Source organism: Peribacillus sp. R9-11 (assembly GCF_031345095.1).
Lineage (GTDB): Bacteria > Bacillota > Bacilli > Bacillales > DSM-1321 > Peribacillus > Peribacillus butanolivorans.
In genome coordinates this window covers 1,661,768-1,685,548 of sequence record NZ_CP133763.1, presented here as the reverse complement: position 1 = coordinate 1,685,548, position 23,781 = coordinate 1,661,768, and the positions used below count along the sequence as shown (strand labels likewise).

Genomic DNA, 23,781 nt, shown 5'->3' with positions numbered 1-23,781 from the left:
GAATTTAATTACATTTCCTTATAGTATAATATTAGAAAATGAGGGGGTATTTTCATGATAGATTTCAGGGATTTAGTCGAAGACTTTCAAAAACTGGCAAAGTCAGCAGATGAAACAGAGTTAGCCGTTTTATCGGGAATAATCTCAGGAATACAAGTAAAAAGAGAACAAAAGAAGTATTCCTATATTTCAAGCCTATTGCAGTTAAATAAGGATGTAAGCCAACAGGATACCTCACTTACAATGACCATGCCTAACACACCACTTGTACATAATGAATTGAACATTACCCACGGCGGAATGATTGCTACCATGATAGATTCGTGTATGGGGAACCTTGCCAACTCAACAGTTCCAGAAGGGTACGCTACAGTAACGACAGATATACAAGTTCGGTATGTAAAACCCGCTATTGGTGATCATTTAACATGTAAGTGTGAGTTAATACATAGAGGCAATAAAACGATTATCGTCGAAGGAAAGGTATACCGCGATGATGGCGAACTTTGCGCGGTATCGACAGGCAACTTTTTCATCTTGAAAATATAATAATTAGAAAATAAAAACGGATCCCATAAGGGATCCATTTTTATTTTCTTATGAAATTCTGTGTATAATACTTTTTATAAACCCCTACACCCAAACCTGTAAAGTCCTCATTCAGCATCGCATCCCGATGGCCCTTACTATTTAGCCAGCCTTCCATGACTGCCGCTGCATCCACATAATCTTTAGCAATATTTTCACCTGCTGCACTGTATTTGACGTGACCTGCGTTCAGACGCTTTTCCAAATCCCCTTTTGTTTCAGGGACCTTTGTCCCTTCAGGAGTATCCCTCATTTCACGGCTATGAAGGTAAGCAACATCCGCTGCAGAATCATCCCATTCTAGAGGCTTCAAATCAAATCTGCTACGCATGATATTCGTAATATCGAATATTTGCTGTTCGTTGCCTTCCTCCACCTTTTCCCAGTCTTTCTCAGAAAGATCCTCCACCTTCACAAGCTTACCATGGTAGGTCAACTCATAAGGCTGTTGTTTTAAAAGGGTAGAATCATTCAAAAACCGAACACTTGAAACCGTTCCTGAGAATTTATCTAAATACAACTGTACATGAATATCCCCAAGTTCAATCAAAGGCCTCATGTTCATATCTTCCTCCGACAATTCAAAACGATAGGAACTATCCCCAACCTCAATATCAACAGTTGGTTCTACATACAAACTAGAATAGATGGCATCAATGGATTGTCCGATTTTAAATGGCGCAACATTAACCTTATCACCTATACCATATGCAGAAACCACTTTTTCATTTTCAATGGCTAATTGAAAATAATTACTATAGTCTTTTTTATAAACCCACCAATCATAGCCATAAGCGGACATATCAATTCGATCAGGTTCTCCGAATTCTTTTTCTATCTCTTTCGCATTTTTCCCAATTGTAACTGCCAAACCTTCTGTAGCTTCAGTCACCTCTTTTTCAGAAGAAGTACTTTTCTCATTTATATGTTCATTAGGGTTAACACCTTTGTTACCATCAATTAGGGGATTACCTTCATCTTCACCGCCGATATTAAGATAAATACCGATTACAAAAAAAATAATAATTAATACCGTTACCTTACCTAACCCGCGCAGAGGAACACTCCCTCTCTCTATCTAATTTATGTATACAATGCTCACATCTTTCTTTCCTGATTATATCATTGTTCAATCATAATTTTCTAATTTACAATGGAATGCCACTCCATTTAATTTATTTTTAAAAAGTGTAACTTTTGTGAATGATGAAAATACCATGTTTGAGTTCATTGCAACTTCCACCATTTCGTACTATTATAAAATATAGGATAAAATGGTATATTATAAACATACTGGAGAATTATTTAAATATTTTATGTACATAACATTTTCCTGGTATGTCATTTTAATTCTCAAATGTAAACATAGGAGGTACTACTCGTGAAATTTGAAAGCTTTGGAATCGAGAACATCACAGCCGACTTAAACCGACTAGATGACCTAATGCCGCAATATGGTTTAATACGTGCAGAACAATGGGATTACGAAAGAGTTAGTTACGATCGTAAATTTGAAATAAAAGAAGGCACGTTCTATCTGCGAATACTTGGCTTTGCTACAGAAGGCGATGTAGGCGCTCACAGAGCCGTCATCAAACTAATGGTTCCTCTATTAGGAAAACACTATTATCCACACGGCGTTGAATACGGCGAAGGAGAGGACTTCCCTGCTTCATTAGTGAAGCAAAGTGAAAAAATCCTTGCTCAGATCAAAGAAGAACTCACACAATTTAATGGCCTGTAAAAGCCTTTAGCAAAAAATACAGTAAAAAAAGAGGGTGTCTATAGATGCTCTCTCTTTTTTTAATACCTATAACAAAAGCCTGATGCTTTTTTGCACCAGGCTTTTTCTTTGTTTTAAAACCCTAGAATTGCCTTTATTAAAGATGTTGTTTCTCCACCGTGATAAATGACATAAAGCAGAATATAAACGGCTACTCCAGTGATTCCAGTGAAGAACCAAATAATACTTGTCGTAGGCCCAATTTTTTTATGGATAGCAAAATTGCCTTTAAACCCAGTGGTAAGCATAATAATTCCAAGAACAGCTCCTGTCGTAGCAAGCGTTATGTGGAAAATCAAAAAAATCGTATAGTAAATTTTAATGTCATCAGGTCCACCAAATGACGTACTGCCAATAAAGACTGTTCGTGAAAGGTAGATAGTGAAAAAGATTACCGCAAAAACTGCAGCTACCATCATTGTCTTCTTATGGGTCTCGATTTTGCGCTGTTTAATTTGATACCAGCCTATTGCAACAGTGATGGCACTTAATACAATGAAAGCTGTACTTATCGTTGGAAGGATTGGTAAAGACATAAGAATTGTAGTCCTCTCTATATTTATTAATCAACTACCATTTTATAAGAGGTAATCATAAAATACAATAAAATCAAGGATTTTTAACAGAATGCTCACTTTTATAGAAAAGCTAAGACTAATCACTAGCTTTTACGATTTATAAAAAAGGTGGCCTCTTATCCCTATTAAAGTCTTCGTTAGGCAGCACCGTAATGGCGATGACATCATAAAAAACTTGTCCGTTACTAGACAAGTCCTTTATGATACGACTATTCTACAGTCTGAAATTCTGAAGGAATCGGATCGATCCCATTTTGCTCTCCATTTTCCTTCTTGAACCATGCAAAGAAAATGACTCCTAAAACATATCCTAAAACGATTTCTTGAATAACCTTCATAAGTACCCCGCCAAGCTGCTGGTCTTCAAGTAACGGCAGCCCATTAAACATTTCTGGACCACTGAGTGATAAATTGGACAATGCTGAAGCAGGCACGCAAAGCTCCATCGCACTGGCCCATGATTCCGCATTCGTAAACGTATCATACATCGGATAATTAGCAAAAATGATTAATGCACAAGCTGGTGTCATTAAAATACCACTGCCAAAAATATAAGCTACTTTTTTAACACCTGATAGACTTTCTTGTTCTGGAAGTTGATTAACAAGAGGAAACCACATCAGAACTGCAGTTGTAAATAAGATCGCCGTGTAGCCAGCATGAAACCATATCCCCGTTTTAATAAAGTCAAAAACTAACGGGATATGGTACAACGAGAAAAGGACATTAAATAGTAAAAGAGCCACGAGGGGTTTCGTGAAATACTGAAATAACGGTTTCACTCCCCTTGAACCTATGAAAGATCTCCAGAACCAGTCTGGTATCGCAATGATAAATAATGGCGGAATCACCAAGTAAAGCAGAGCCATTTGAAACATATGGGCACTGAACATGATATGACTCAATAAATCCAGCGGGGAACCCTTTACCATATAAAGAAGGAACATTGCTATTAAGAAATAAGTTACCTGCTTTACGGAAAGCGATGAACTACCCGGAAACTTCCCTCTGTATTTTGTCGCCAACCAAAAATATCCAACCGTTATAAGTACGAGGGCGGCAAAATAGTATGGACTCCACAAAGCACGAAAGCCGAAAATATCAATAGACAAAAAATCACCTCGTCATAAACTTTTTCTTACTTTCATTATACCTAAAATAAAAATTAGTAACAAATATAGATAAACTTGGATTATTTTCCTAACAAATGAATGAGACATAAGAAAACCGGCTATTAATCAATAGCCGATTTTCTTTATGGTTTATAACCAAACAATCGTTGTGAAAACAAGGACAGTTATTAAGCCGACTGCAAGGCCAGAGAATAAAAACAATGCAATAGTACCATGCCCTTTGTGCTTCATATGCATAAAATAATACAATTGGAAAACCACTTGTACGGCTGCCAGTAGCAAAATGACTGGTTTAATGAACCAATGTGAAAATCCTTCAATTCCAACTGCAGCAAAAGCAATTAATGTAAAGAAAATCATAAGTGTAAATGATATCACTTGATGTTTCATCTCTTCAGCATTTTTCTTACGGCGATATTTTAAATCGACATTCGGGTTCGCTGAATTTGATTGTTCATTCGCCATCAGTTATCCCACCATTCCCATTAAGTATACGACTGTAAAGATAAACACCCAGACTACGTCAATGAAATGCCAATATAGACTCGCAACATAAAATTTAGGCGCATTATATAAATTCAAGCCCCTTCTTGCATTACGAACCATCAGCGAAATAATCCACATCAAACCGAAAGCAACGTGTCCTCCGTGAAAGCCGACTAACGTATAGAAAGCGGAGCCGAACGCACTACTCGTAAAAGTATGATGATATTCATGAACATAGTGATTAAATTCATAAATCTCAAGACCTAGGAAAGCAAAACCAAGTGCAACCGTAATCACAAGCCAAGCCTGCATTTGTTTAAAGTGATTATTTTTCATATGATACATTGCATACACACTAGTTAATGAACTAGTCAATAACAGCATAGTCGCAACAAAAGTAAGTGGTAATTCGAATAAATCTTTTGCTAGGGCTGCATCACCATTTGGAACTTTATCCTTTAAAGCAAGGTAAGTTGCAAATAGTGAGGCGAATAATACCGTCTCTCCACCAAGAAACAACCAGAATCCCAAATACTTATTTTTACCTTCTAAAGTCGCTTTCTCGGGAGAAGCAGGCCAAGTAGCATCCGTGAATCTTTCATCTGCTTGCATTATGCCTTACCTCCCTTATCTTTATCGTCCATAAGGTCTTCTTTATGAATATGGTATCCATGATCGTCTTTAACGGAACGGATTAACATTGAACCAAATGTAATCAAAAGTCCAACAATGATTATAGGTAGGGTCCATGTCTTATCATCCATATTATATAAAGCACCGAATGCGGCTACAAATAAACCGAAAGCAATCGTTAGAGGAAGAATAGATGAATTTGGCATATGGATATCCCCAAGTGGTTCTGCAGGAGTCATTTCCGTTTTTCCTTCCATTTTTTCAACCCAGTAAGGATCTAAACCACGCACAAGCGGAAGTTGTTTGAAGTTATAAAATGGCGGTGGTGATGGAATAGCCCATTCAAGCGTACGACCATCTCCCCATGGATCATTGCCTACTTTTTCATTTTTCACAGATGTAATGATTATATTGATGACCATTACCAAGACACCAAATGCCATTAAGAAGGCTCCAACGGTACTAATCATATTACCTGTATTGAGACCTTGATTGTCCAAGAATGTAAATACGCGACGAGGCATCCCCATTAGCCCTAAGAAATGTTGAATAAAGAATGTTAGATGGAAACCAATTAAGAACGTCCAAAATGTGATCTGCCCCAATTTTTCATTTAACATAGTTCCAAACATCTTCGGCCAATAGAAATTGATTCCAGCCAATAAACCTAATACAACCCCACCGACAATTACATAGTGGAAATGTGCAACAACGAAATAACTATCATGGTATTGATAATCAGCAGGTGCGGATGCGAGCATGATACCTGTTACGCCACCCATTGTAAATGTAGGAATAAAGGCAACTGCATAAAGCATTGGAACCGTGAACTTGACGCTTCCTCCCCACATCGTAAAAATCCAGTTGAATATCTTAATACCTGTTGGTACAGCGATAGCCATGGTAGCCACCGCAAAGATTGCATTTGCGATAGGACCTAAACCAGTGGTAAACATATGATGGGCCCAAACCATGAAACCTAAGAAACCGATTAAAACGGTTGCAAATACCATCGATGAATAACCAAATAATCTTTTTCTAGAGAATGTCGCAAAAATTTCAGAAAAAATACCAAACGCCGGAAGAATCAGAATATATACTTCTGGGTGACCGAATATCCAGAATAAATGCTCCCAAATAATCGTATTACCTCCAGCTGCTACATCAAAGAAATTCGAGCCAAACATCCGGTCAAACATCATTAACACTAATCCTACAGTAAGTGGAGGAAAAGCAAATAATATTAATGCAGAAACAACAAACGTTGACCATGTGAACAGCGGCATACGCATGTAGGTCATACCAGGCGAACGCATATTTATAATGGTTACAAGGAAGTTGATCCCTGCAATTAATGTTCCCAGTCCGGATATCTGTAATCCTAGGACGTAAAAATCAATACCATGGCCTTCAGAGTGCAGAGAAAGTGATGCATACGATGTCCAGCCTGCATCAGGTGCTCCTCCTAGAAACCATGAAAGATTTAAGAATATACCTCCAAAGAAAAATAACCAAAAACCTAATGAGTTTAAAAATGGGAACGCAACATCACGAGCCCCTATTTGTAATGGCACAACTGCATTCATTACAGCGAATACTAATGGCATGGCTGCCAGGAATATCATCGTCGTGCCGTGCATGGTCAAAATTTCATTATAAAATCCGGCACTTACAAAGTCATTATTTGGGATTGCAAGCTGGATACGAATAAACATCGCTTCCAAACCGCCGATCACAAAGAACAATCCGCCAGAAATAAGATATAAGATGGCGATTTTCTTATGGTCTACCGTTGTCAGATAATCCCAAATCGTAGCGCCAAATCCTTTTTTATTAGCGTACGTACTCACGATTTAACCTCCTTAATCAATGTTCTATTTTCCTTCCACCTTCAGCTGTAAAAGATAAGCTGCTAGTGCATTAATTTGTGAATCTGAAAGTTCACCGTAAGTACCGGTCATCGTGTTACCCGGTTTATACTTCTCAGGATCCTTGATCCAATTTTTCACATTTTGTTCAGTATGATCCAAAACTCCAGCTACTTTCTCACGTTCACCAAATGTAGCCAGATTCGGAGCTTGACGGGCAGCCTCAGGTCTACTGTCATTAGGCGTAACCGCATGACAACCGATACAGCTTTGGTTAAAGACGTCTTCACCCTGTTTTGCTAAATCACCAGTAACAGTGGGTTCTTTTGCAGACTTCATATCCTTAGTCCATGCTTCAAAGTCGGATTTAGATTTTGTTACCACCTTAAAATCCATCAAAGCATGGGAAGGTCCGCAAAGCTCAGCACATTTCCCGTAAAATAAATTGTTCGAATCTTCTGCCTTTTTACTATCGAATTCTAAGAAAAACTGATTAACTCCATCTGTATTTGTATCCATCTTTCCTCCGGCAGCCGGTACCCAGAATGAATGCTTAACATCTGAGGCAGTTAAATTGAAATACACTTTTTGGTCAGTTGGTACGACCAAATCCTGACTTGTAACAACACCAAGGTCTGGATATTCAAACTCCCACCAATAAAGGTTCGCCCTAACATTTACCACAAGTGCGTCCTTCGTCTTTCCATCCTTATCTTTCTTATCCATTGCTTTTGTGTCAGCTAAGTCAAAAGTTGTGACGACAGTTGGAACAGCCAGAACAATTAAAAGAAGGATAGGAATAACAGTCCAGATAATTTCAAGTTTATGACTTCCTTCAATTTGTTTCGGTATTGTTTCGTCGCCTTCCTTTCGGCGGAAGCGCAGTAACACTACAACGAACAAAATAACCACAACAATAATAACCAGTACCATGATTAACGTACTCAATATCAGTAAATCATACTGAGATTGCGCAACATTGCCAGCTGGCTTCAGCGCGGATAGGAATGGTTCGCCGCAGCCCGAAAGGACAAGTCCTACAATACCCAGCAAAGCAATTAGGCGCCATTTGTGCAGCCTTTTTTTCATAGCTTCAGAAACCCCTCTTTCGTCAAAATTTTCTCACAAAAATAAAAATGGGCGCAATTGCGAATATTCTCTCTATGTCAATTTCTAAAAAAAGAAAGAATCCCTAATCTAAGGAATTATTAAAATGGCTCATGTAACCGCTCTTATGAAGTACTCTCTTGATGCGTTCTCAGTTTATATGTATGGTTGGCGGTTAGTGGACAATTATTGATAAGTAAGCTGCAGCCTGTCAAAGAACAGGCTGCAATATACATTATTTAACTAATACTAAATGAGTGTGACAATAACCATCGCTACAAATAAAATGGTCATATAGTTTAAAGAATATACAAACATGGATGTTGCCCATTTAACATCATCTTTCTTTCTATACCCTTTTATTCCTAAAATAAGCCAACCTGTGCTCAATAGAGCAGCCAGAACAACTAACGGAGTACCTAAAGGTGTTAAAAAGAAAGGAATAAACATTAATACAATAATCCATAACATAATCGATCTTTTTGCGGCCTTGAACCCTTTTACAACTGGAAGCATTGGCACTCCCGCTGCACGGTATTCTTCGACACGTCTCATTGCAAGCGCATAAAAATGAGGAGGCTGCCACAAAAACATAATAGCGAACAAAACCCACGCCATAGTATCAAGACCAGGATCAACGGCAGCCCAGCCAATAAGTGGAGGAACGGCACCGGAAATGCTGCCTATAATTGTATTTGAGACAAATCTCCGCTTAAAAACCATAGTATATAAGACAACATAGGCAAATACGCCAAATGCACCGATTATGGCAGTTGTCATATTAGTCAAAGCGAGTAAAATTAGTCCAGCAGCAATCAAGCCAAAGCTTAACACCAATACCTTTGAAGGCTGTACTTTTCCAGTTACTGTTGGCCGATTTTTCGTTCTTTCCATTAAATGATCGATATCACGATCATAGTAATTATTAAAACTGCAAGATCCAGCCATAATGAGCGCCGAGCCTGCAAGCGTATAAAACACTACATCAAGATTACTTAAAAAGCTAAGCCCTGAAAAATGAAGGGCTAACCATACTCCGGTAAAAGCTGTAATTATATTTGAATTGACAATCCCCACTTTAATAAGTGAGAGAAAATCCTTCCAAACTGTTGTTTCCGGTATATCCGATTGAAGGGCGGCTTTACTGTCCTTCATGACAGCTTCTGACATACCCCTTGTTTCTGACATTTGTTTTCCTCCTTTAAATCATTCACCAAAGACGCAAATGTAAAAAAAGTTACTTACGATACTATAGAACATTATTTCATACTTTTCGATATTTGTAACCAAAGAAGCGTAAACAAAAAGTAAACTATTTACCAATGACCGTTGTCAATGGAATCCTTCTAGAGCTTTTATTCTTTATATCATGCTTAATAACAGTAAAATTTAGTAAAATCATTTCTTCAATATATTAAAACACATTTTTGGAAGCTTTTGTGAAATTTTTTTGGATAATTTTTGACCAATTTGTGTCGCATGAATTTTACTGTGTTTGCTGGTGTTTCATGTCTTTTATTAATAACATATATAGTCAGTTATTATCATCATCCCCTAGGCTATATCTCTATTTTGCTCCTACTTAAAGATTTACACTCCCTTTATTTCTATCAAAGTCTCTTGTAACTTTCAACTATTTCAGGCGTTTTATTTAATAGGTATAATATTAACTGAACTTGTAAAATCATTCTATTTTGTGTAATATCAAGAAAGTTCGACAAATATTTATGCAATATCTTATGCTATTATTTAAGTATGAAATTTATGGAACTAACTAATTTGGCTCCAGAGAAAAAGGTGGGACTTCTAGTGAAATCGTCTCTTAAATGGTTTGCTGTTTTAACTACGATTGTAATGCTTTTCATCTTACTTGGTGGAGCTTTAGTCACTAAGACGGATTCCGGCATGGGATGTGGCAGGTCCTGGCCATTATGTAATGGTCAATTGATCCCTGACAAAATTACGCTTGAATTAGTTATTGAGTTTTCCCATCGACTTGTTTCAGGTGCTGGAGGATTCATGGTTTTAGTTTTATCTTATATGTCTTGGAGAAAAATAGGGCATATTCGTGAAGCACGCTTTTTATCTGTTATTTCTTTTAGTTTTCTAGTTCTTCAAGGGCTTATTGGAGCAGCAGCGGTTCTTTGGTCACAATCTGATTTCGTTCTGGCTCTCCATTTTGGTATATCACTAATCTCCTTTGCTTCTGTCTTTTTATTAACACTTTTGATTTTTGAAGTAGACAAGAAGTTCGAAGCTGAAAAACTTATAGTTGATAAGCGGATGAGATTTCATATTATTGGCATACTAATTTTCACCCTAATAGTCGTATATACGGGTGCACTTGTGAGACATACAGAATCTAGTTTAATCTGTAAGGATTGGCCTTTATGTGTAAATGACAGCCTTGCATTCCCTTCCAACCTATATGAATGGGTTCAGATGGGTCACAGAGCCATTGCTGGGGCATTATTCATTTGGGTATCTTACGTGTCATTTATTGCCCATAAATACTACAAACATCAAAAAGTAATATATGGCGGTTGGATTGCTGCATTCATTCTCGTTTTTTTACAAGTTACCGCTGGAGCCTTTATTATTTTTTCACGACAGAATTTATATATTGCATTGGCACATGCCTTATTCATAGCTTGCTTTTTTGGCGTAATGAGCTATTTAATGCTGCTGACTTCTAGAAGCAAAAAAAATGCATTAGCCGTTAAAAAAGGGAGTGCAACACATACCGTCAACGGACAGGATGAACAAGAAATAACACCAACCATACCCGCTCGTTAATGTCTGATTGTTCAATTAATAGATTCAAAAAAAGCCATCATTCCTCATAATGATGGCTTTTTTGTATAAGAAAGACAAATTCGATGTAACCAACTTAACCCAAAGGAGGGCATACAGCAGCTTGAAATCTCAAGGGTACTAATATGCCCAACTTCGATAACAATGTCCTTAGTCAGTGGTATTACTTAGTTATTTCAATCAATAAATCACCAGTACTAATCGCTTCACCATCTTTAACATAAATGTCTTTAATAGTCCCAGAGAATGGCGCCTGCACGGTTGTTTCCATTTTCATGGCTTCCGTAATTATTAGGTGATCACCCTGCTTAACTTGATCCCCTTTTTCGACGACAACACGAATTACCGTACCAGGCATTGTTGCACCGATTTGCTCTTTATTTTTTGAGTCTGCTTTCACTTTGGATTGAACAGAAGATTTAATGTTTTCATCCTTAATGATTACTTCACGAGATTGACCATTCAATTCAAAATACACAACACGAGTTCCATCAGCCAATGGTTGACCGATTGATACTAATTTAACGATAAGCGTTTTACCCTTTTCAATTTCAACTTCGATTTCTTCCCCTAATCTCATGCCATATAAGAAAGTGGCCGTATCAAGGTTTGAAACATCGCCGAACAATTCAATAGTTTTATTGTAATCTAAGAATACTTTTGGATATAGGGCATATGCAAGTACATCGAAATCTGTGACAGCACGTCCCAATTCCTTGAACAATTCTTCTTTTAAAGCGCCAAAATCTACGTCTTCCAACAATTCACCCGGTCTTACAGTAATAGGTTTTTTTCCTTTTAAGATAACTTCCTGAAGCTCTTTTGGGAATCCCCCAACCGGTTGACCCAAATAGCCTTCGAATAACTCTATTACGGAATCAGGGAAATCAATGGTTTGGCCTTTTGTAAGGACATCTTCTTCAGATAGGTTATTTTGCACCATAAATAAGGCCATGTCTCCTACAACTTTAGAAGAAGGCGTTACTTTAACGATATCTCCGAACATTGCATTAACGCGCTGATACATTTCTTTAACTTCATGCCAGCGTTCTCCTAGCCCTACCGCTTTAGCCTGCTGCTGCAGATTACTGTATTGACCACCAGGCATTTCATGTTTGTATACTTCAGTATGAGGTGCGTTCATTCCACTTTCGAAGTCATGATAAAATTTCCTGACTTCTCCCCAGTATTCGCCTAACCGCTCTAGTGAATCAACTTCCAATTTAGGCTGTCTGCTTGAGCCTTCTAATGCATATTGAAGCGTTTGTACACTTGGTTGTGAAGTCAATCCTGCTAGAGATCCAATCGCCGTATCAACAATATCCACGCCAGCTTCAATCGCTTTTGAATACATGTAAATTCCATTTCCGCTCGTATCATGAGAATGCAGATGGATTGGAAGGGAAGTTGTTTCTTTCAATTCTGATACCAGACGGTAAGCAGCATCCGGTTTCAGAAGTCCAGCCATATCCTTAATAGCTAAAATATGAGCACCGGCATGTTCTAACTCCAACGCCATATTTTTATAGTACTCGATATTATATTTGCTACGTGACGGATCATTTAAATCCCCAGTATAACAAATGGCCGCTTCAGCAATTTTACCCGATTGACGGACTGCATCTATCGCCACTTCCATACCTTTTACCCAGTTTAAACTGTCGAAGATCCGGAAAACATCAATTCCTGCATCCGCTGATTTCTCAACGAATTCGCGAATGACATTGTCAGGGTAATTTTTATAACCCACTGCATTTGAAGCCCTTAATAGCATTTGTAAAAGCACATTCGGTGCTTTTTTTCTAAAGCTTAATAGACGGTCCCATGGATCTTCTTTCAAGAACCGATAAGCTACATCGAAAGTTGCCCCGCCCCACATTTCCATAGAAAACAAATTAGGAAGAAGTTTCGCCGTAGGCTCAGCGATATCAAGAATATCTTTCGACCTAATTCTGGTTGCCAATAAAGATTGATGTGCATCACGGAAAGTCGTATCAGTAATCAATACCTCTTTCTGATCTTTAATCCAATTAACAAGCCCCTCTGCACCTTGTTGTTCCAGAATATTCTTCGTACCCGAGATAAGCGGCAGTCCGGCAACATTTGGAATTGGCGCTAAATCGAAAACAGGTTTTTTCTTTTTTTCCACTCCTGGGAATCCATTTACCGTAACATTACCGATATATGAAAGCATTTTTGTTCCACGGTCTTTTCTGACTGGGAAGGTAAATAGTTCCGGTGTTGAATCAATAAAGGAAGTATCGTATTCACCACTAATGAAATTCTCATGTTTTACAACATTTTCAAGGAATGGAATATTCGTTTTAATTCCACGAATCCTGAATTCCTTAAGGTTACGAACCATTTTTGATGCAGCCTGTTCAAATGAAAGCGCATGTGTCGAAAGTTTAACGAGAAGTGAATCATAATATGGTGTGATAACAGCCCCTTGGAACCCATTACCAGCGTCCAAACGAACACCAAAACCTCCACCAGAACGATACACCATCATTTTTCCAGTATCCGGCATAAAATTATTCAATGGATCCTCAGTTGTTACCCGTGACTGTATTGCAAAACCATGTGTTTTAATACCAGCTTGTTCAGGAATCCCAATCTTTTTGCCATGAAGTTCATGTCCTTCAGCAATCATGATTTGTGATTGAACAATATCGATACCTGTAATCATTTCAGTAATGGTATGCTCAACCTGTACCCTTGGATTGACTTCAATAAAGTAAAATTCACCATTTGCTACAAGGAATTCGACAGTACCCGCGTTGACATAGTCAATATTTTTTGACAATTTGACTGCTGCCTCACAAATTCTTTCACGTAAGTCCTCAGAAAGCGAAACAGAAGGTGCCACTTCTACAACTTTTTGATGACGTCTCTGAACAGAACAGTCACGTTCGTATAAATGCACGATATTCCCGTGAGTATCAGCCAAAATTTGAACTTCAATATGTTTTGGATTTTGAATAAATCTCTCTACATAGACTTCATCATTACCAAAGGCTGCTTTGGCTTCAGATTTTGCTCGATCATAAGCCTCTTCAACATCTTCAACTTTCTCAACGATTCGCATTCCGCGCCCGCCGCCGCCTAGAGACGCTTTTATAATAATTGGAAAACCGTATTGTTCACCAAATTCTTTCACTTCTACCACACTTGTTACAGGACCTTCGCTACCCGGGATGACCGGAATATCAGCTAGTTCTGCTTGTGTTCTTGCTTTTACTTTGTCTCCAAACATATCTAGGTGCCTTGATTCTGGTCCAATGAAGATAATGCCTTCTTCTTCACAACGTTTAGCAAAATCAATGTTTTCTGAAAGGAAACCATAACCAGGATGAATCGCATCGACTCCGCTCATCTTAGCAATTGCAATAATACCTTCAATATCCAGGTATGCATCAATCGGCTTTTTGCCTTCCCCAACTAGGTATGCTTCATCCGCCTTATATCGATGGTAAGATCCATAATCTTCTTTTGAATAGATTGCAACTGTACTAATATCTAATTCCGTACACGCCCGAAAAATCCGAATCGCTATTTCTCCACGATTTGCCGCAAGTACTTTTTCTATACGTTTCACCATTGCTACCACCCTAATCAATATGTATTTTTATTGAATATATAGAAAAAAAGCGTGATAAACTTCACAACTTTTTATTCACACGTTTATTTCTCCAACAATGGAGACAGTCCTATTAAAATCGTCGTTCCTCAACATAATTATATTTCGATATATTTTTCAGCTATGCATTTATACGTTTCTGAAAAATAAATACACAAAAATAGAAACTTTGCCAATTAGTTAAAATACATTGAAATTATTATAATATACTATCAATATGTTAACTTTGTATTTTTTCAACAATTAATATAACCATAATACTAAAATAAACTGAATACAATAAAAAAATAAAAAATTATGTATATTCGTATAAAAGCACAGGGATTTTCCGTCTTTTGACCCCTCAATATCTATAGTTCTAGAACTAAAGATTCAATACTGATTGAAGATCATCTTACAATCTGCACAAGTTTACTCCATTTTTCTATTTATGAAAAAAGAGTTCATTAACTAAAATGCTAATTCGAATATGTGGTGATAGATTTTCCCGAAAATATTTCTATTAACATTCCATACCCAATAAAAAAAGCTCATTTTGAGCTTCAATCGCACTAATTAGTATAACACTATTGAATTATAGTATAACGCTATTACCTAGTATTGTATATAAATAAAAAACTCAAACAATCATCGAGATTTGTTTGAGTTAGTATGTTTTGTATATTATTTTTTTAATGATGCTTCATGCAAAACTGACAATTGCTTTTCAAGAGTTTCCAAAAGGGACTTGCCCTCTTTATCCTCTACTAAGCCTAAACGTACGGCGAAATCAATTTCTCGTGATAGACCGAACATTTGTGTATCAAGTACCTCTTCGTATAAAGGACATTGAGGCATAGTGAGATTCTCCATTTGAACTTTTATCAGTTTTAGAATCTTGTCAGCATCTGCTTTTAATAAAGCATAAGCTTTTTCTCGATGATTGACAAGCATATCAGATGCCATGTTAAATCCCCCCGCTCAGAGCGATTATATCTTAACTTATCTTATCATTAAATTCTACCTTTTGTTGTATGAAAAAGCAAGGACATTGACAAACAAATTGAATAATCCAAACACTAAAATAACACAATCAGCCTCTATACTCATAAACCCGGCAGTAGATATAATCACTATCCTAGATAATGTGACATTTCTTATATAATTGATTATACTTATATAAGAATGTTAGCAACAGAAAGGAATGAGATATTTGGAACCCATCGTGTTTATTAATGGAAAAGTGAAATATCCAATTACTCTAGATCCTGGAGTGTGGATTTTTGATGACCGTAAAATTGAAATCGATACATACTTCAATGCTGAGAGAGTTCAAGTCAATGAATTAGAAGAGTATACAATTGCAGCGTCCAAACATTGGCAAAAGGAAATTCAAGAGGGCGCTACCATGCCTCCTACATTAAAAACGGAACGAAAGTTTGAGAAGCAAAGATTGATGGAGGGGACTTTTGGCATTCCTTTTGAACCTTTTTTGAAAAACGCCGAACCTGAAACCGGTGTAACAGAAGTTATTGTTACAACTGATGAAAAAGAGCTTACATTTCCATTCGAAGTAGCGCTTGAATTTTTCCTTGGCTTTTCCAAGGATGGAAAGCCAATTAAAGTAACCGAGGGCGGACCTATGGAAATTTATTTTGGAGATGCCTCTAATATCAATAACCCAATTAAGAATGTACGATCTTTCACTGTTAAATAAAAGTACATGTACCATAGTTATAGAAGCCTGAATGCATTATTTAAAACGACAAGGGAAATTTCCCTTGCCGTTTTTTTATAAAAGTGTAGCAGCAAGCTGAGCTAAACCGGATCTTTCTCCTTTTATCAGTTTAACATGGCCAGCAATACGCTCGGTCTTGAATTTTTCTACAACGTAGGTCAAACCATTATTATATTCATCTAAATAAGGATGATCGATTTGCTCCGGATCCCCCATCAAAACAATTTTACTCCGCTCCCCTACTCTTGTTAATATGGTCTTCACTTCATGTTTCGTTAGATTCTGCGCTTCATCTATGATGATGAACTGATCCGGAATACTCCTACCCCTGATATAGGTTAAAGCTTCTACTTCAATCGAACTCATGCCAGCTAGAATTGCGTCCAATTCCCCTGGTTTTTTCGTATTGAACAAATATTGCAGATTATCAAAAATAGGTTGCATCCAAGGTCTAAGCTTCTCTTCTTTTTCCCCAGGTAAATAACCAATATCTTTACCGACCGGAACAATAGGCCTAGCTACTAGAAGCTTCTTATATTGAGATAAATCTTCTGTTTGCATCAATCCTGTTGCCAATGCCAATAGCGTTTTTCCTGTCCCAGCCTTACCAATAAGCGTCACAAGCTGAATGTCAGAACGAAGTAACAAATCAAGGGCCATCGTCTGTTGAACGTTTCTCGGCTTAATTCCCCAAATATGTTCTCCTTCATACATTAGTTTCTTAACATATCTGCAGTTCTCATCTACAATCCCAATCGCTGAGGCTGAACTTCCCAATGTATCCTTCATCAGCAAGAATTGATTAGGGTAGTATAAATCTTTTGTCAGTTCTTCAAGCTTAAGATGACTTTTTTCATAAAACTTATTCAGATTGTCAATCGACACAAAAACTTCTTTATGCCCTCCATAAATATGGTCCATTTCAACAACACGATCATTTAAAAAATCCTCCGCCTCAAGCCCTATTGCATCAGCTTTTACACGCACTAGAGTATCTTTACTGACAAGAATGACCGTCTTCCCATCTTCCTTTGTTTCTTCCTCTAAAGATAAATTTTTTGCAACTGCTAATATTCGATTATCATTTGTTTTCTCCACGAAAATTTCCTGAAGTTTATGAAATGAACGATGATTAAGTTCAATTCTTAAGCTACCTCCATTATGAAGCTGAATGCTTTGATGAAGCTTTCCTTTTTCACGAAAGCTATCGATCAATTTTGATACCTGCCTGGCATTTCTTCCGATTTCATCCATATACCTTTTTTTCGAATCCAATTCTTCTAAAACAACTGCTGGAATGACTACTTCATTATCTTCGAATGAGTAAATCGCATACGGATCCTGCAACAGGACATTCGTATCTAAAACATAGATTTTTTTCCCCAATATGACGCCTCCTGCCTGCTCTTTATCGGATATGTCTTACCATTGACTGCACTCAGCAGTTATGTAGCGGACGAGACTGTTGATAAAATATATGTTCCTTTGCATAAAGATAGAAGAACATTTACAGACTATAAAGAAAACTTCCTGCAAAGTGAGCTTTGATCATATGGAACACAGCAGGTTTACTGCAATTTATGCATCAGACTTAGTTGGAGTGGACAGGCTGTAATTAACGGAAAGGTAATTTCCTAAAAGGAGGATGAACATTTGCGGAAACTTATTTTATCTCTTGCTACTGTTCTGTTAATGACAGGCTGCTCGATGAATAATAATAATGAACAGTCACAAGATAACACAAAAAGTAATCTAACTAAAGTTAATAATTCGCTTGTTCAGGAAACGGATAGAAAAACTGGTCAGCAAACAGCAAAAAGACTCACTGGTCTGGCTAAATCCATTCCCGAGGTGAATGATGCCACTGCAGTCGTACTTGGCAAATATGCCATAGTCGGAATTGATATTGACCAAGACATTGAACGTTCACAGGTAGGAACGATTAAATACTCGGTTGGTGAAAGCTTCAAAAAAGATCCAAACGGAGCAAATGCTATCATCGTCGCTGATCCTGATATAAATGAACGAATTAGGGAGGTGGCTAAGGATATTAATAATGGCAAACCTGTAAGAGGAATACTAAATGAACTGGCTGACATCACCAGTCGAGTCATTCCTGAGGTTCCAGGTGATATTTTAACCCCAACGCCCACAAAAGTCATTGAAAACGAAAAGGCTAAACTTAAAGATAAAAAGGAAAGAAAACAGCTTGATGAGGAGCAAAATGATCAAGCTAATCACTATAAAGAGTAAATAACCCCAACCCGAAGAGACCTTCGGGTTTTTGTCTTTTATACAGTCATAACCTTAATAATGATTAGTCACTCACATGTAAGTTTCACTTTATCCTCGTTTTACCATAAAAATATTGGTATACTTAAAAGCATATTGAAATTGAAGTGAGGTTCAAATAATATGAAGGTTAAATGTGTAATATGTGATCAAATTGAATCTATACCAGATGATAGTCCAGAAGCAAAGAAACTTCGTAACCGTCCTATACATACCTATATGTGCAATACATGCAATCAACGCATAGAAGAGCGTACAAACGAACGGATTGCCACCGGGAATTTCCGTCTTTACCGCACTATCAAAAATGAAGATGAATGGTAAAACATTAAAAAAGGTCTGTTTGATTGGCCTGATTAATGGGATCATGCTCGGCTTCTTAATGAAGTGGATGGAAATGTATTCAGGAAAACAAGTGTATCAGCTTTTATTAAATGTAGATTTCCTTCCAGTAATCGGGGCAATCCCCTGGAGTGAGGCAACGTTGTTCCTTTTCCATCTCCTTGTCTCACTTACAATTACTTTTAGTTATGTATATATCCTTCATACTTGGAGCATATTTCGCAAATGGAAAACATACACACTTGCTATTTGCATCATCACTCCTGCGATTCTGCTTTATTTTCCATTATCCTTGCTTTCACAAACGGAAGTTGCCCATCCATTCGATCTGGCTGCTTTCTTTTTGTGGTCTCTCTTACATCTTATTTACGCGATATTTCTTCCAAAAGCAATATAAAAAGAACCGTGCGAAATTCGCACGGTTCTTTTTATCATCACTCGATATTTTTATACTTATCTGGTTCTAGTTGTATTTGATCCAACATAATATCAATCAATTCAATAGGAAAACGTTGCTTTTTCATTTCGTCTCCTATTAGAAATTCAACGAAATAAAAAGGTTCTATTTTTGAAACGGAATCAATGATTACTTGATGATCATTTTTCAGCATCTGCATGAAAAACATTTCTGTTTCGCGCGCAGCTGAATCATCAGGTCTTGCATCACAGACAACTCTAATCGTCAACCAATTGTATAAAGCATCTTGTAATGATTTCATCATCTTATGCCTGTTCTTCTTTTCTCGAATTATGAAGACGAATTCTATAAATCCCTAGAACAAGCGATGCGATGACTAATGCTTCCCCCATTGGCAGAAACACTGCAAAGAAAGAAAGAAGGGTACACCCAAGTGCCATTACCGCGTAAATAATCACATTTTTTAGCAAAGGTAACTTTTTGGCAAAACCTAGCTGATAGACAAGGATGCATAATCCAAAAATCGTTAAATATAAATACCACATTCCTGCTTCAGGATTTTCATCCACTCTGTACAAAGCTGCAAAAAATGATAATCGCTCTTGGATATCCAATCTTTTCTCCTCCTCTTGCTATTTATTTTTCTTCAACAGCAACTTTTTTTCTTTTAGCTGCTCTTTCACGTTCATTTTTATCAAGAATCTTTTTACGAAGACGGATTGATTCCGGAGTTACTTCACAGTACTCATCGTCGTTCAAATACTCTAGAGCTTCTTCAAGAGACATAATTCTTGGTTTTTTCATTGAAGAAGTTTGGTCTTTATTAGCTGAACGCATATTTGTCATTTGTTTCGCTTTTACGATATTAACAGTCAAATCGCTATCACGGTTATGTTCTCCGACAATCATACCTTCATAAATATCCGTACCTGGCTCAACGAAAATGACACCGCGGTCTTCTACTTGCATCGTACCATATTGTGTAGTTTTTCCAGATTCCATTGATACAAGTACACCTTGACGTCTTCCACCGACTTGACCTTGGGCCATTGGTTGGTAGCTGTCAAATGAGTGGTTCATGATACCATAACCACGTGTAATTGTTAAGAACTCAGTAGAATAACCAATAAGTCCACGAGCTGGGATCGTGAATAGTAAACGAACTTGACCACTTCCGCTATTAATCATATCTAACAATTCGCCTTTACGAGCTCCCATGGATTCCATGATAGAACCAGTGTGCTCTTCAGGTACATCGATTTGAACACGTTCAACTGGCTCACAACGCACTCCATCAATCAAACGAACGATAACTTCAGGTTTAGAAACTTGCAGTTCATAACCTTCACGTCTCATGTTTTCAATTAAGATAGAAAGGTGAAGCTCTCCACGACCGGAAACAACCCAGACATCTGGAGAATCTGTATTTTCAACTCTTAAGCTAACATCAGTTTGCAATTGGCTTTTCAAACGCTCTTCAATTTTACGAGCTGTTACGAATTTACCTTCACGGCCTGCGAATGGGCTGTTGTTTACAAGGAAAGTCATTTGTAATGTTGGCTCATCGATACGTAGAATTGGAAGGGCATCAGGATGTTCAATAGGACAAACTGTTTCCCCAACGTTAATATCTTCCATACCAGAAACAGCAATTAAATCACCGGCAACAGCTTCTTGGATTTCAACTTTTTTCAAGCCAATATAACCAAAGATTTTCGTTACACGGAATTGCTTAACTGATCCATCAAGTTTCATTAATGAAACTTGTTGACCTACATGCATTTTCCCACGGAATACACGGCCAACACCAATACGTCCTACATAATCATTGTAATCAAGTAAAGCCACTTGGAATTGAAGTGGTTCATCAGTGTTATCAATTGGTGCAGGGATCGTTTCGACGATTGTTTCGAATAATGGGGTCATGTCTTTTTCTTGTTTGGTAGGATCTGAATCCAAGCTTGCTGTACCAGCAATACCTGAAGTAAAGACAACAGGGAATTCTAATTGTTCTTCTTCAGCTCCAAGTTCGATGAATAAGTCAATTACTTCGTCCACAACTTCGTTTGGACGGGCAGAGTCTTTATCAATTTTATTCACGACAACGATTGGCGTTATTTTTTGTTCCAATGCTTTTTTCAACACGAAACGAGTTTGCGGCATACATCCTTCATATGCATCAACAACAAGTAAAACACCATCAACCATTTTCATGATCCGCTCTACTTCACCACCAAAGTCGGCATGACCAGGTGTATCCAAAATATTGATTCTTGTATCTTGGTATTGAACTGCTGTATTTTTCGCAAGAATCGTAATTCCGCGTTCTTTTTCAATAGCATTAGAATCCATCGCACGTTCTTCCACATGTTCATTTTCACGAAATGTACCAGATTGCTTAAGCAACTGATCCACTAAAGTTGTTTTACCATGGTCAACGTGGGCAATGATGGCTATATTACGAATATTATCTCTTAATTTCAAAAAATTCACTCCTAAAAAAGTTTGTGTATAACGTATCACTAGTATTAACTTACATATTATATCACAAACATAGTAGAAACAAATACAGAAATTATGTACAATAGATATATTAGGGGTGATATTAATGAATATTAAATGGAATTTCTTAATATTAGCGATACTAGCAGCATCAAGTATTGGCTCTATAGGCATCTTTATTGCTGAAAAAAGCTTACTTGGAATCTTAGCTGCAATCGTTGTACTTTGCGGGATTATGGGGTTTGGTTTCACTCAAAAGAAAAAATTACGCGAAGCAGGAAAGTTATAATATAAAAAACTCGCTGTAAACAGCGAGTTTTTTTTTGCTAATTTTTTCAAGTGAAATATATTCTCCACTCCCCTAAGTCTTTAGTCTTACTTTATCCACTTTAATATCCTTTTTGAACATTACCAATGACTTAGGTCAGGGGTATTAAAAGCTAGTATTACCTGTTAAATATTTCTCAAAAACCTCTTTGTGCAGCCCAGGCTTAGAGACAAATAATGAATCTCCCTCTAAAAAATCCAATTTTTTATCAGTTATATTGCTTACTTCTCCGCCCACTTCCTCAACCAGTAAAACTCCACCGGCAAAGTCCCAAGGCATAAGTCGCATAGTTATATAAGCATCTAGCCTGCCTGCAGCCACGTATGCTAACTCCAATGCTGCTGAGCCATATGAACGGGTCCCGCGCGCATCCCGCACAAGCGGGGCTAGAAGACTCGGATCAATCCGGCGATTTTCCGTTACCCAGCTTGCATTCATGGAAAGGATGGCTTTGCTAACCGATACCTCTTTCAGCGGAGAGAGTCTTTGATCGTTCATAAATGCCCCCTCCCCTTTAATTACATGGTACAGTTCATCATTTACGACATCATAAACCATACCAATTTTCCCGATACCATCCTCATAAATCCCAAGAGAAATCGCAAAATTCCGCTGTTGATGAATAAAGTTCAATGTTCCATCAATTGGATCAAGAATCCACACCGTTCCTTTTAAATCTTTTATCTCATTACCCATTCCCTCTTCCCCAAATATACGATGTTCGGGAAAAGTTTCGGTAATTTTATCGCAAAAAAACGTTTCTATTGCCTTATCCATATTGGTAACCAAATCATTAGGATTCGTTTTAATTTCAATATTCAGCTTGGTTTCAAAGGACGCTCTCAGCTTCAACCCTGCTTCTTTCATCCATAATTTCGCATATGTATCCATTTCCTTAACCGATGCCATTATTATATCCCCGTCCTTTGTAATCAGAAACTACACTAACATGCTCTACTAAAGATTAAAGCAAATATATCAAGTCTTCAAGTTTTTAACATCATAAATTTACCAATTTTTAAAATATCTTTGAATAATAAGGGTTATTTAATTCACGATTCTTCACTCCATTTAAGCTTATAAGCTAATTATCCTCATGCATTTTTTGTATACTTTTGATAATTTTTTTCCTAATTAACAGGAAAGTAGTCCATTTTAAAAATCAAAGACCAGCTTTTACTACTATTTTGTTCATTTAACGAAAAACGGACACATTATTTTTTATAAAATAAGTGTCCGTTCATCATCTATAATAGAATTTCTTGTATTGAATTTGATTCATTTCGTTCATTAATTCTCCTTCACGATCTCTGCAGCTTTATCATTTTACAAGGCTTTAAGTTTTAGCAATTCTAACCGGATACGCTCAAGCCTTTGCTTGCATTGTGACCTCTTTTGATCATTCTCTTCACTAATTGCTTCAAAAAGGGTTGCTAATTCATAGTCCATTTCCATTCTTAACACTGCAGCTCTATGTCTTTCAACTTCTTTAGCTTTTAATGCTTGGTTCATGACTTGTTTCATAATTAACATTCTCCCTTCGTCAATTAAC

Annotated in this window: 24 protein-coding genes; 8 read left to right on the top strand and 16 right to left on the bottom strand. The window is 37.2% G+C overall.

The annotated features are described in order from the left end of the window. Window positions 1-54 precede the first annotated feature (54 nt). A complete protein-coding gene (locus RE409_RS08140; RefSeq protein ID WP_201221498.1) occupies window positions 55-549 on the top strand; it encodes a PaaI family thioesterase in 495 nt (164 codons plus the stop codon). Between the two features lie 40 nt (window positions 550-589). On the opposite strand, the gene RE409_RS08135 is transcribed toward RE409_RS08140, so the two are convergent. After that, window positions 590-1,480, bottom strand: coding sequence for a CAP domain-containing protein (locus RE409_RS08135; RefSeq protein ID WP_309558805.1), 891 nt, complete (start codon window positions 1,478-1,480; stop codon window positions 590-592). Window positions 1,481-1,969: 489 nt separating this feature from the next. Here RE409_RS08135 and RE409_RS08130 point away from each other — a divergent pair, with 489 nt between their 5' ends. Then, entirely contained in the window at window positions 1,970-2,332 is a 363-nt protein-coding gene (locus tag RE409_RS08130) for a YugN family protein (protein WP_053345208.1), read from the top strand. A gap of 113 nt (window positions 2,333-2,445) precedes the next feature. On the opposite strand, the gene RE409_RS08125 is transcribed toward RE409_RS08130, so the two are convergent. The 7 genes from RE409_RS08125 to cyoE all read right to left on the bottom strand — a co-directional run bounded on the left by RE409_RS08125 (window position 2,446) and on the right by cyoE (window position 9,364). Continuing rightward, window positions 2,446-2,907 carry a DUF420 domain-containing protein gene (locus RE409_RS08125; RefSeq protein ID WP_053345207.1) on the bottom strand — a complete coding sequence of 154 codons (462 nt, stop codon included), beginning with the start codon at window positions 2,905-2,907 and terminating at the stop codon, window positions 2,446-2,448. A 251-nt stretch (window positions 2,908-3,158) separates the two neighbouring features. Further along, the gene (gene ctaG, locus RE409_RS08120) at window positions 3,159-4,061 is read right to left on the bottom strand and encodes a cytochrome c oxidase assembly factor CtaG (protein ID WP_201181577.1); all 903 of its coding nucleotides are present in this window, start codon (window positions 4,059-4,061) and stop codon (window positions 3,159-3,161) included. A 150-nt stretch (window positions 4,062-4,211) separates the two neighbouring features. Continuing rightward, window positions 4,212-4,547 carry a cytochrome c oxidase subunit IVB gene (gene ctaF, locus RE409_RS08115; protein ID WP_053345205.1) on the bottom strand — a complete coding sequence of 112 codons (336 nt, stop codon included), beginning with the start codon at window positions 4,545-4,547 and terminating at the stop codon, window positions 4,212-4,214. 3 nt (window positions 4,548-4,550) lie between these two features. Then, window positions 4,551-5,180, bottom strand: coding sequence for a cytochrome (ubi)quinol oxidase subunit III (locus RE409_RS08110; protein WP_098175429.1), 630 nt, complete (start codon window positions 5,178-5,180; stop codon window positions 4,551-4,553). Then, the gene (gene ctaD, locus RE409_RS08105; protein WP_309558803.1) at window positions 5,180-7,051 is read right to left on the bottom strand and encodes a cytochrome c oxidase subunit I; all 1,872 of its coding nucleotides are present in this window, start codon (window positions 7,049-7,051) and stop codon (window positions 5,180-5,182) included. The genes RE409_RS08110 and ctaD overlap by 1 nt, the downstream gene beginning before the upstream one ends. A 24-nt stretch (window positions 7,052-7,075) precedes the next feature. Next, entirely contained in the window at window positions 7,076-8,158 is a 1,083-nt protein-coding gene (gene coxB, locus RE409_RS08100; RefSeq protein WP_053345202.1) for a cytochrome c oxidase subunit II, read from the bottom strand. A gap of 267 nt (window positions 8,159-8,425) precedes the next feature. Further along, entirely contained in the window at window positions 8,426-9,364 is a 939-nt protein-coding gene (gene cyoE / locus RE409_RS08095) for a heme o synthase (RefSeq protein ID WP_057213479.1), read from the bottom strand. 621 nt (window positions 9,365-9,985) lie between these two features. Here cyoE and RE409_RS08090 point away from each other — a divergent pair. Next, window positions 9,986-10,972, top strand: coding sequence for a COX15/CtaA family protein (locus RE409_RS08090; RefSeq protein ID WP_309559249.1), 987 nt, complete (start codon window positions 9,986-9,988; stop codon window positions 10,970-10,972). A gap of 181 nt (window positions 10,973-11,153) precedes the next feature. On the opposite strand, the gene pyc is transcribed toward RE409_RS08090, so the two are convergent. Beyond that, window positions 11,154-14,591, bottom strand: a complete 3,438-nt coding sequence (gene pyc, locus RE409_RS08085) for a pyruvate carboxylase (protein WP_201181579.1) — start codon at window positions 14,589-14,591, stop codon at window positions 11,154-11,156. Between the two features lie 702 nt (window positions 14,592-15,293). After that, window positions 15,294-15,575 (bottom strand): Fpa/YlaN family protein, encoded by a 282-nt coding sequence (locus RE409_RS08080; RefSeq protein WP_201181580.1) that lies wholly within the window; start codon window positions 15,573-15,575, stop codon window positions 15,294-15,296. A gap of 247 nt (window positions 15,576-15,822) precedes the next feature. Between RE409_RS08080 and RE409_RS08075 the strand changes: the two genes are divergently transcribed. After that, on the top strand, window positions 15,823-16,326 hold the full coding sequence (locus tag RE409_RS08075; protein ID WP_201181581.1) for a peptidyl-prolyl cis-trans isomerase: 504 nt from the start codon (window positions 15,823-15,825) through the stop codon (window positions 16,324-16,326). A 75-nt stretch (window positions 16,327-16,401) separates the two neighbouring features. Here the strand turns inward: RE409_RS08075 and RE409_RS08070 are convergent, their stop codons facing one another. After that, window positions 16,402-17,733 (bottom strand): PhoH family protein, encoded by a 1,332-nt coding sequence (locus RE409_RS08070; protein ID WP_053345196.1) that lies wholly within the window; start codon window positions 17,731-17,733, stop codon window positions 16,402-16,404. Between the two features lie 267 nt (window positions 17,734-18,000). Between RE409_RS08070 and RE409_RS08065 the strand changes: the two genes are divergently transcribed. From RE409_RS08065 to RE409_RS08055, 3 genes are all read left to right on the top strand, one after another. Continuing rightward, window positions 18,001-18,600 carry a YhcN/YlaJ family sporulation lipoprotein gene (locus RE409_RS08065; protein ID WP_309558802.1) on the top strand — a complete coding sequence of 200 codons (600 nt, stop codon included), beginning with the start codon at window positions 18,001-18,003 and terminating at the stop codon, window positions 18,598-18,600. Between the two features lie 162 nt (window positions 18,601-18,762). Continuing rightward, window positions 18,763-18,963, top strand: a complete 201-nt coding sequence (locus RE409_RS08060; protein ID WP_072272690.1) for a YlaI family protein — start codon at window positions 18,763-18,765, stop codon at window positions 18,961-18,963. Further along, the gene (locus RE409_RS08055; protein WP_201181585.1) at window positions 18,953-19,378 is read left to right on the top strand and encodes a hypothetical protein; all 426 of its coding nucleotides are present in this window, start codon (window positions 18,953-18,955) and stop codon (window positions 19,376-19,378) included. Before RE409_RS08060 ends, RE409_RS08055 begins: the two co-directional genes overlap by 11 nt. A gap of 37 nt (window positions 19,379-19,415) precedes the next feature. On the opposite strand, the gene RE409_RS08050 is transcribed toward RE409_RS08055, so the two are convergent. Genes RE409_RS08050 through typA form a run of 3 tightly spaced genes read right to left on the bottom strand, consistent with a single transcriptional unit; the run spans window position 19,416 to window position 21,883 of the window. Next, window positions 19,416-19,700, bottom strand: a complete 285-nt coding sequence (locus tag RE409_RS08050) for a hypothetical protein (RefSeq protein ID WP_053348008.1) — start codon at window positions 19,698-19,700, stop codon at window positions 19,416-19,418. Window positions 19,701-19,704: 4 nt separating this feature from the next. Further along, the gene (locus RE409_RS08045) at window positions 19,705-20,013 is read right to left on the bottom strand and encodes a YlaH-like family protein (RefSeq protein WP_053345193.1); all 309 of its coding nucleotides are present in this window, start codon (window positions 20,011-20,013) and stop codon (window positions 19,705-19,707) included. 22 nt (window positions 20,014-20,035) lie between these two features. After that, the gene (gene typA, locus RE409_RS08040; protein WP_309558801.1) at window positions 20,036-21,883 is read right to left on the bottom strand and encodes a translational GTPase TypA; all 1,848 of its coding nucleotides are present in this window, start codon (window positions 21,881-21,883) and stop codon (window positions 20,036-20,038) included. Window positions 21,884-22,007: 124 nt separating this feature from the next. On the opposite strand from typA, the gene RE409_RS08035 reads away from it, so the two are divergent. Further along, entirely contained in the window at window positions 22,008-22,190 is a 183-nt protein-coding gene (locus RE409_RS08035; protein WP_053345191.1) for a YlaF family protein, read from the top strand. A gap of 144 nt (window positions 22,191-22,334) precedes the next feature. Here RE409_RS08035 and RE409_RS08030 read toward each other — a convergent pair whose 3' ends face one another. Next, on the bottom strand, window positions 22,335-23,138 hold the full coding sequence (locus tag RE409_RS08030; RefSeq protein WP_201249840.1) for an inositol monophosphatase family protein: 804 nt from the start codon (window positions 23,136-23,138) through the stop codon (window positions 22,335-22,337). A gap of 417 nt (window positions 23,139-23,555) precedes the next feature. Then, on the bottom strand, window positions 23,556-23,753 hold the full coding sequence (locus RE409_RS08025) for a hypothetical protein (RefSeq protein ID WP_053345189.1): 198 nt from the start codon (window positions 23,751-23,753) through the stop codon (window positions 23,556-23,558). Between the last annotated feature and the right edge of the window lie 28 nt (window positions 23,754-23,781).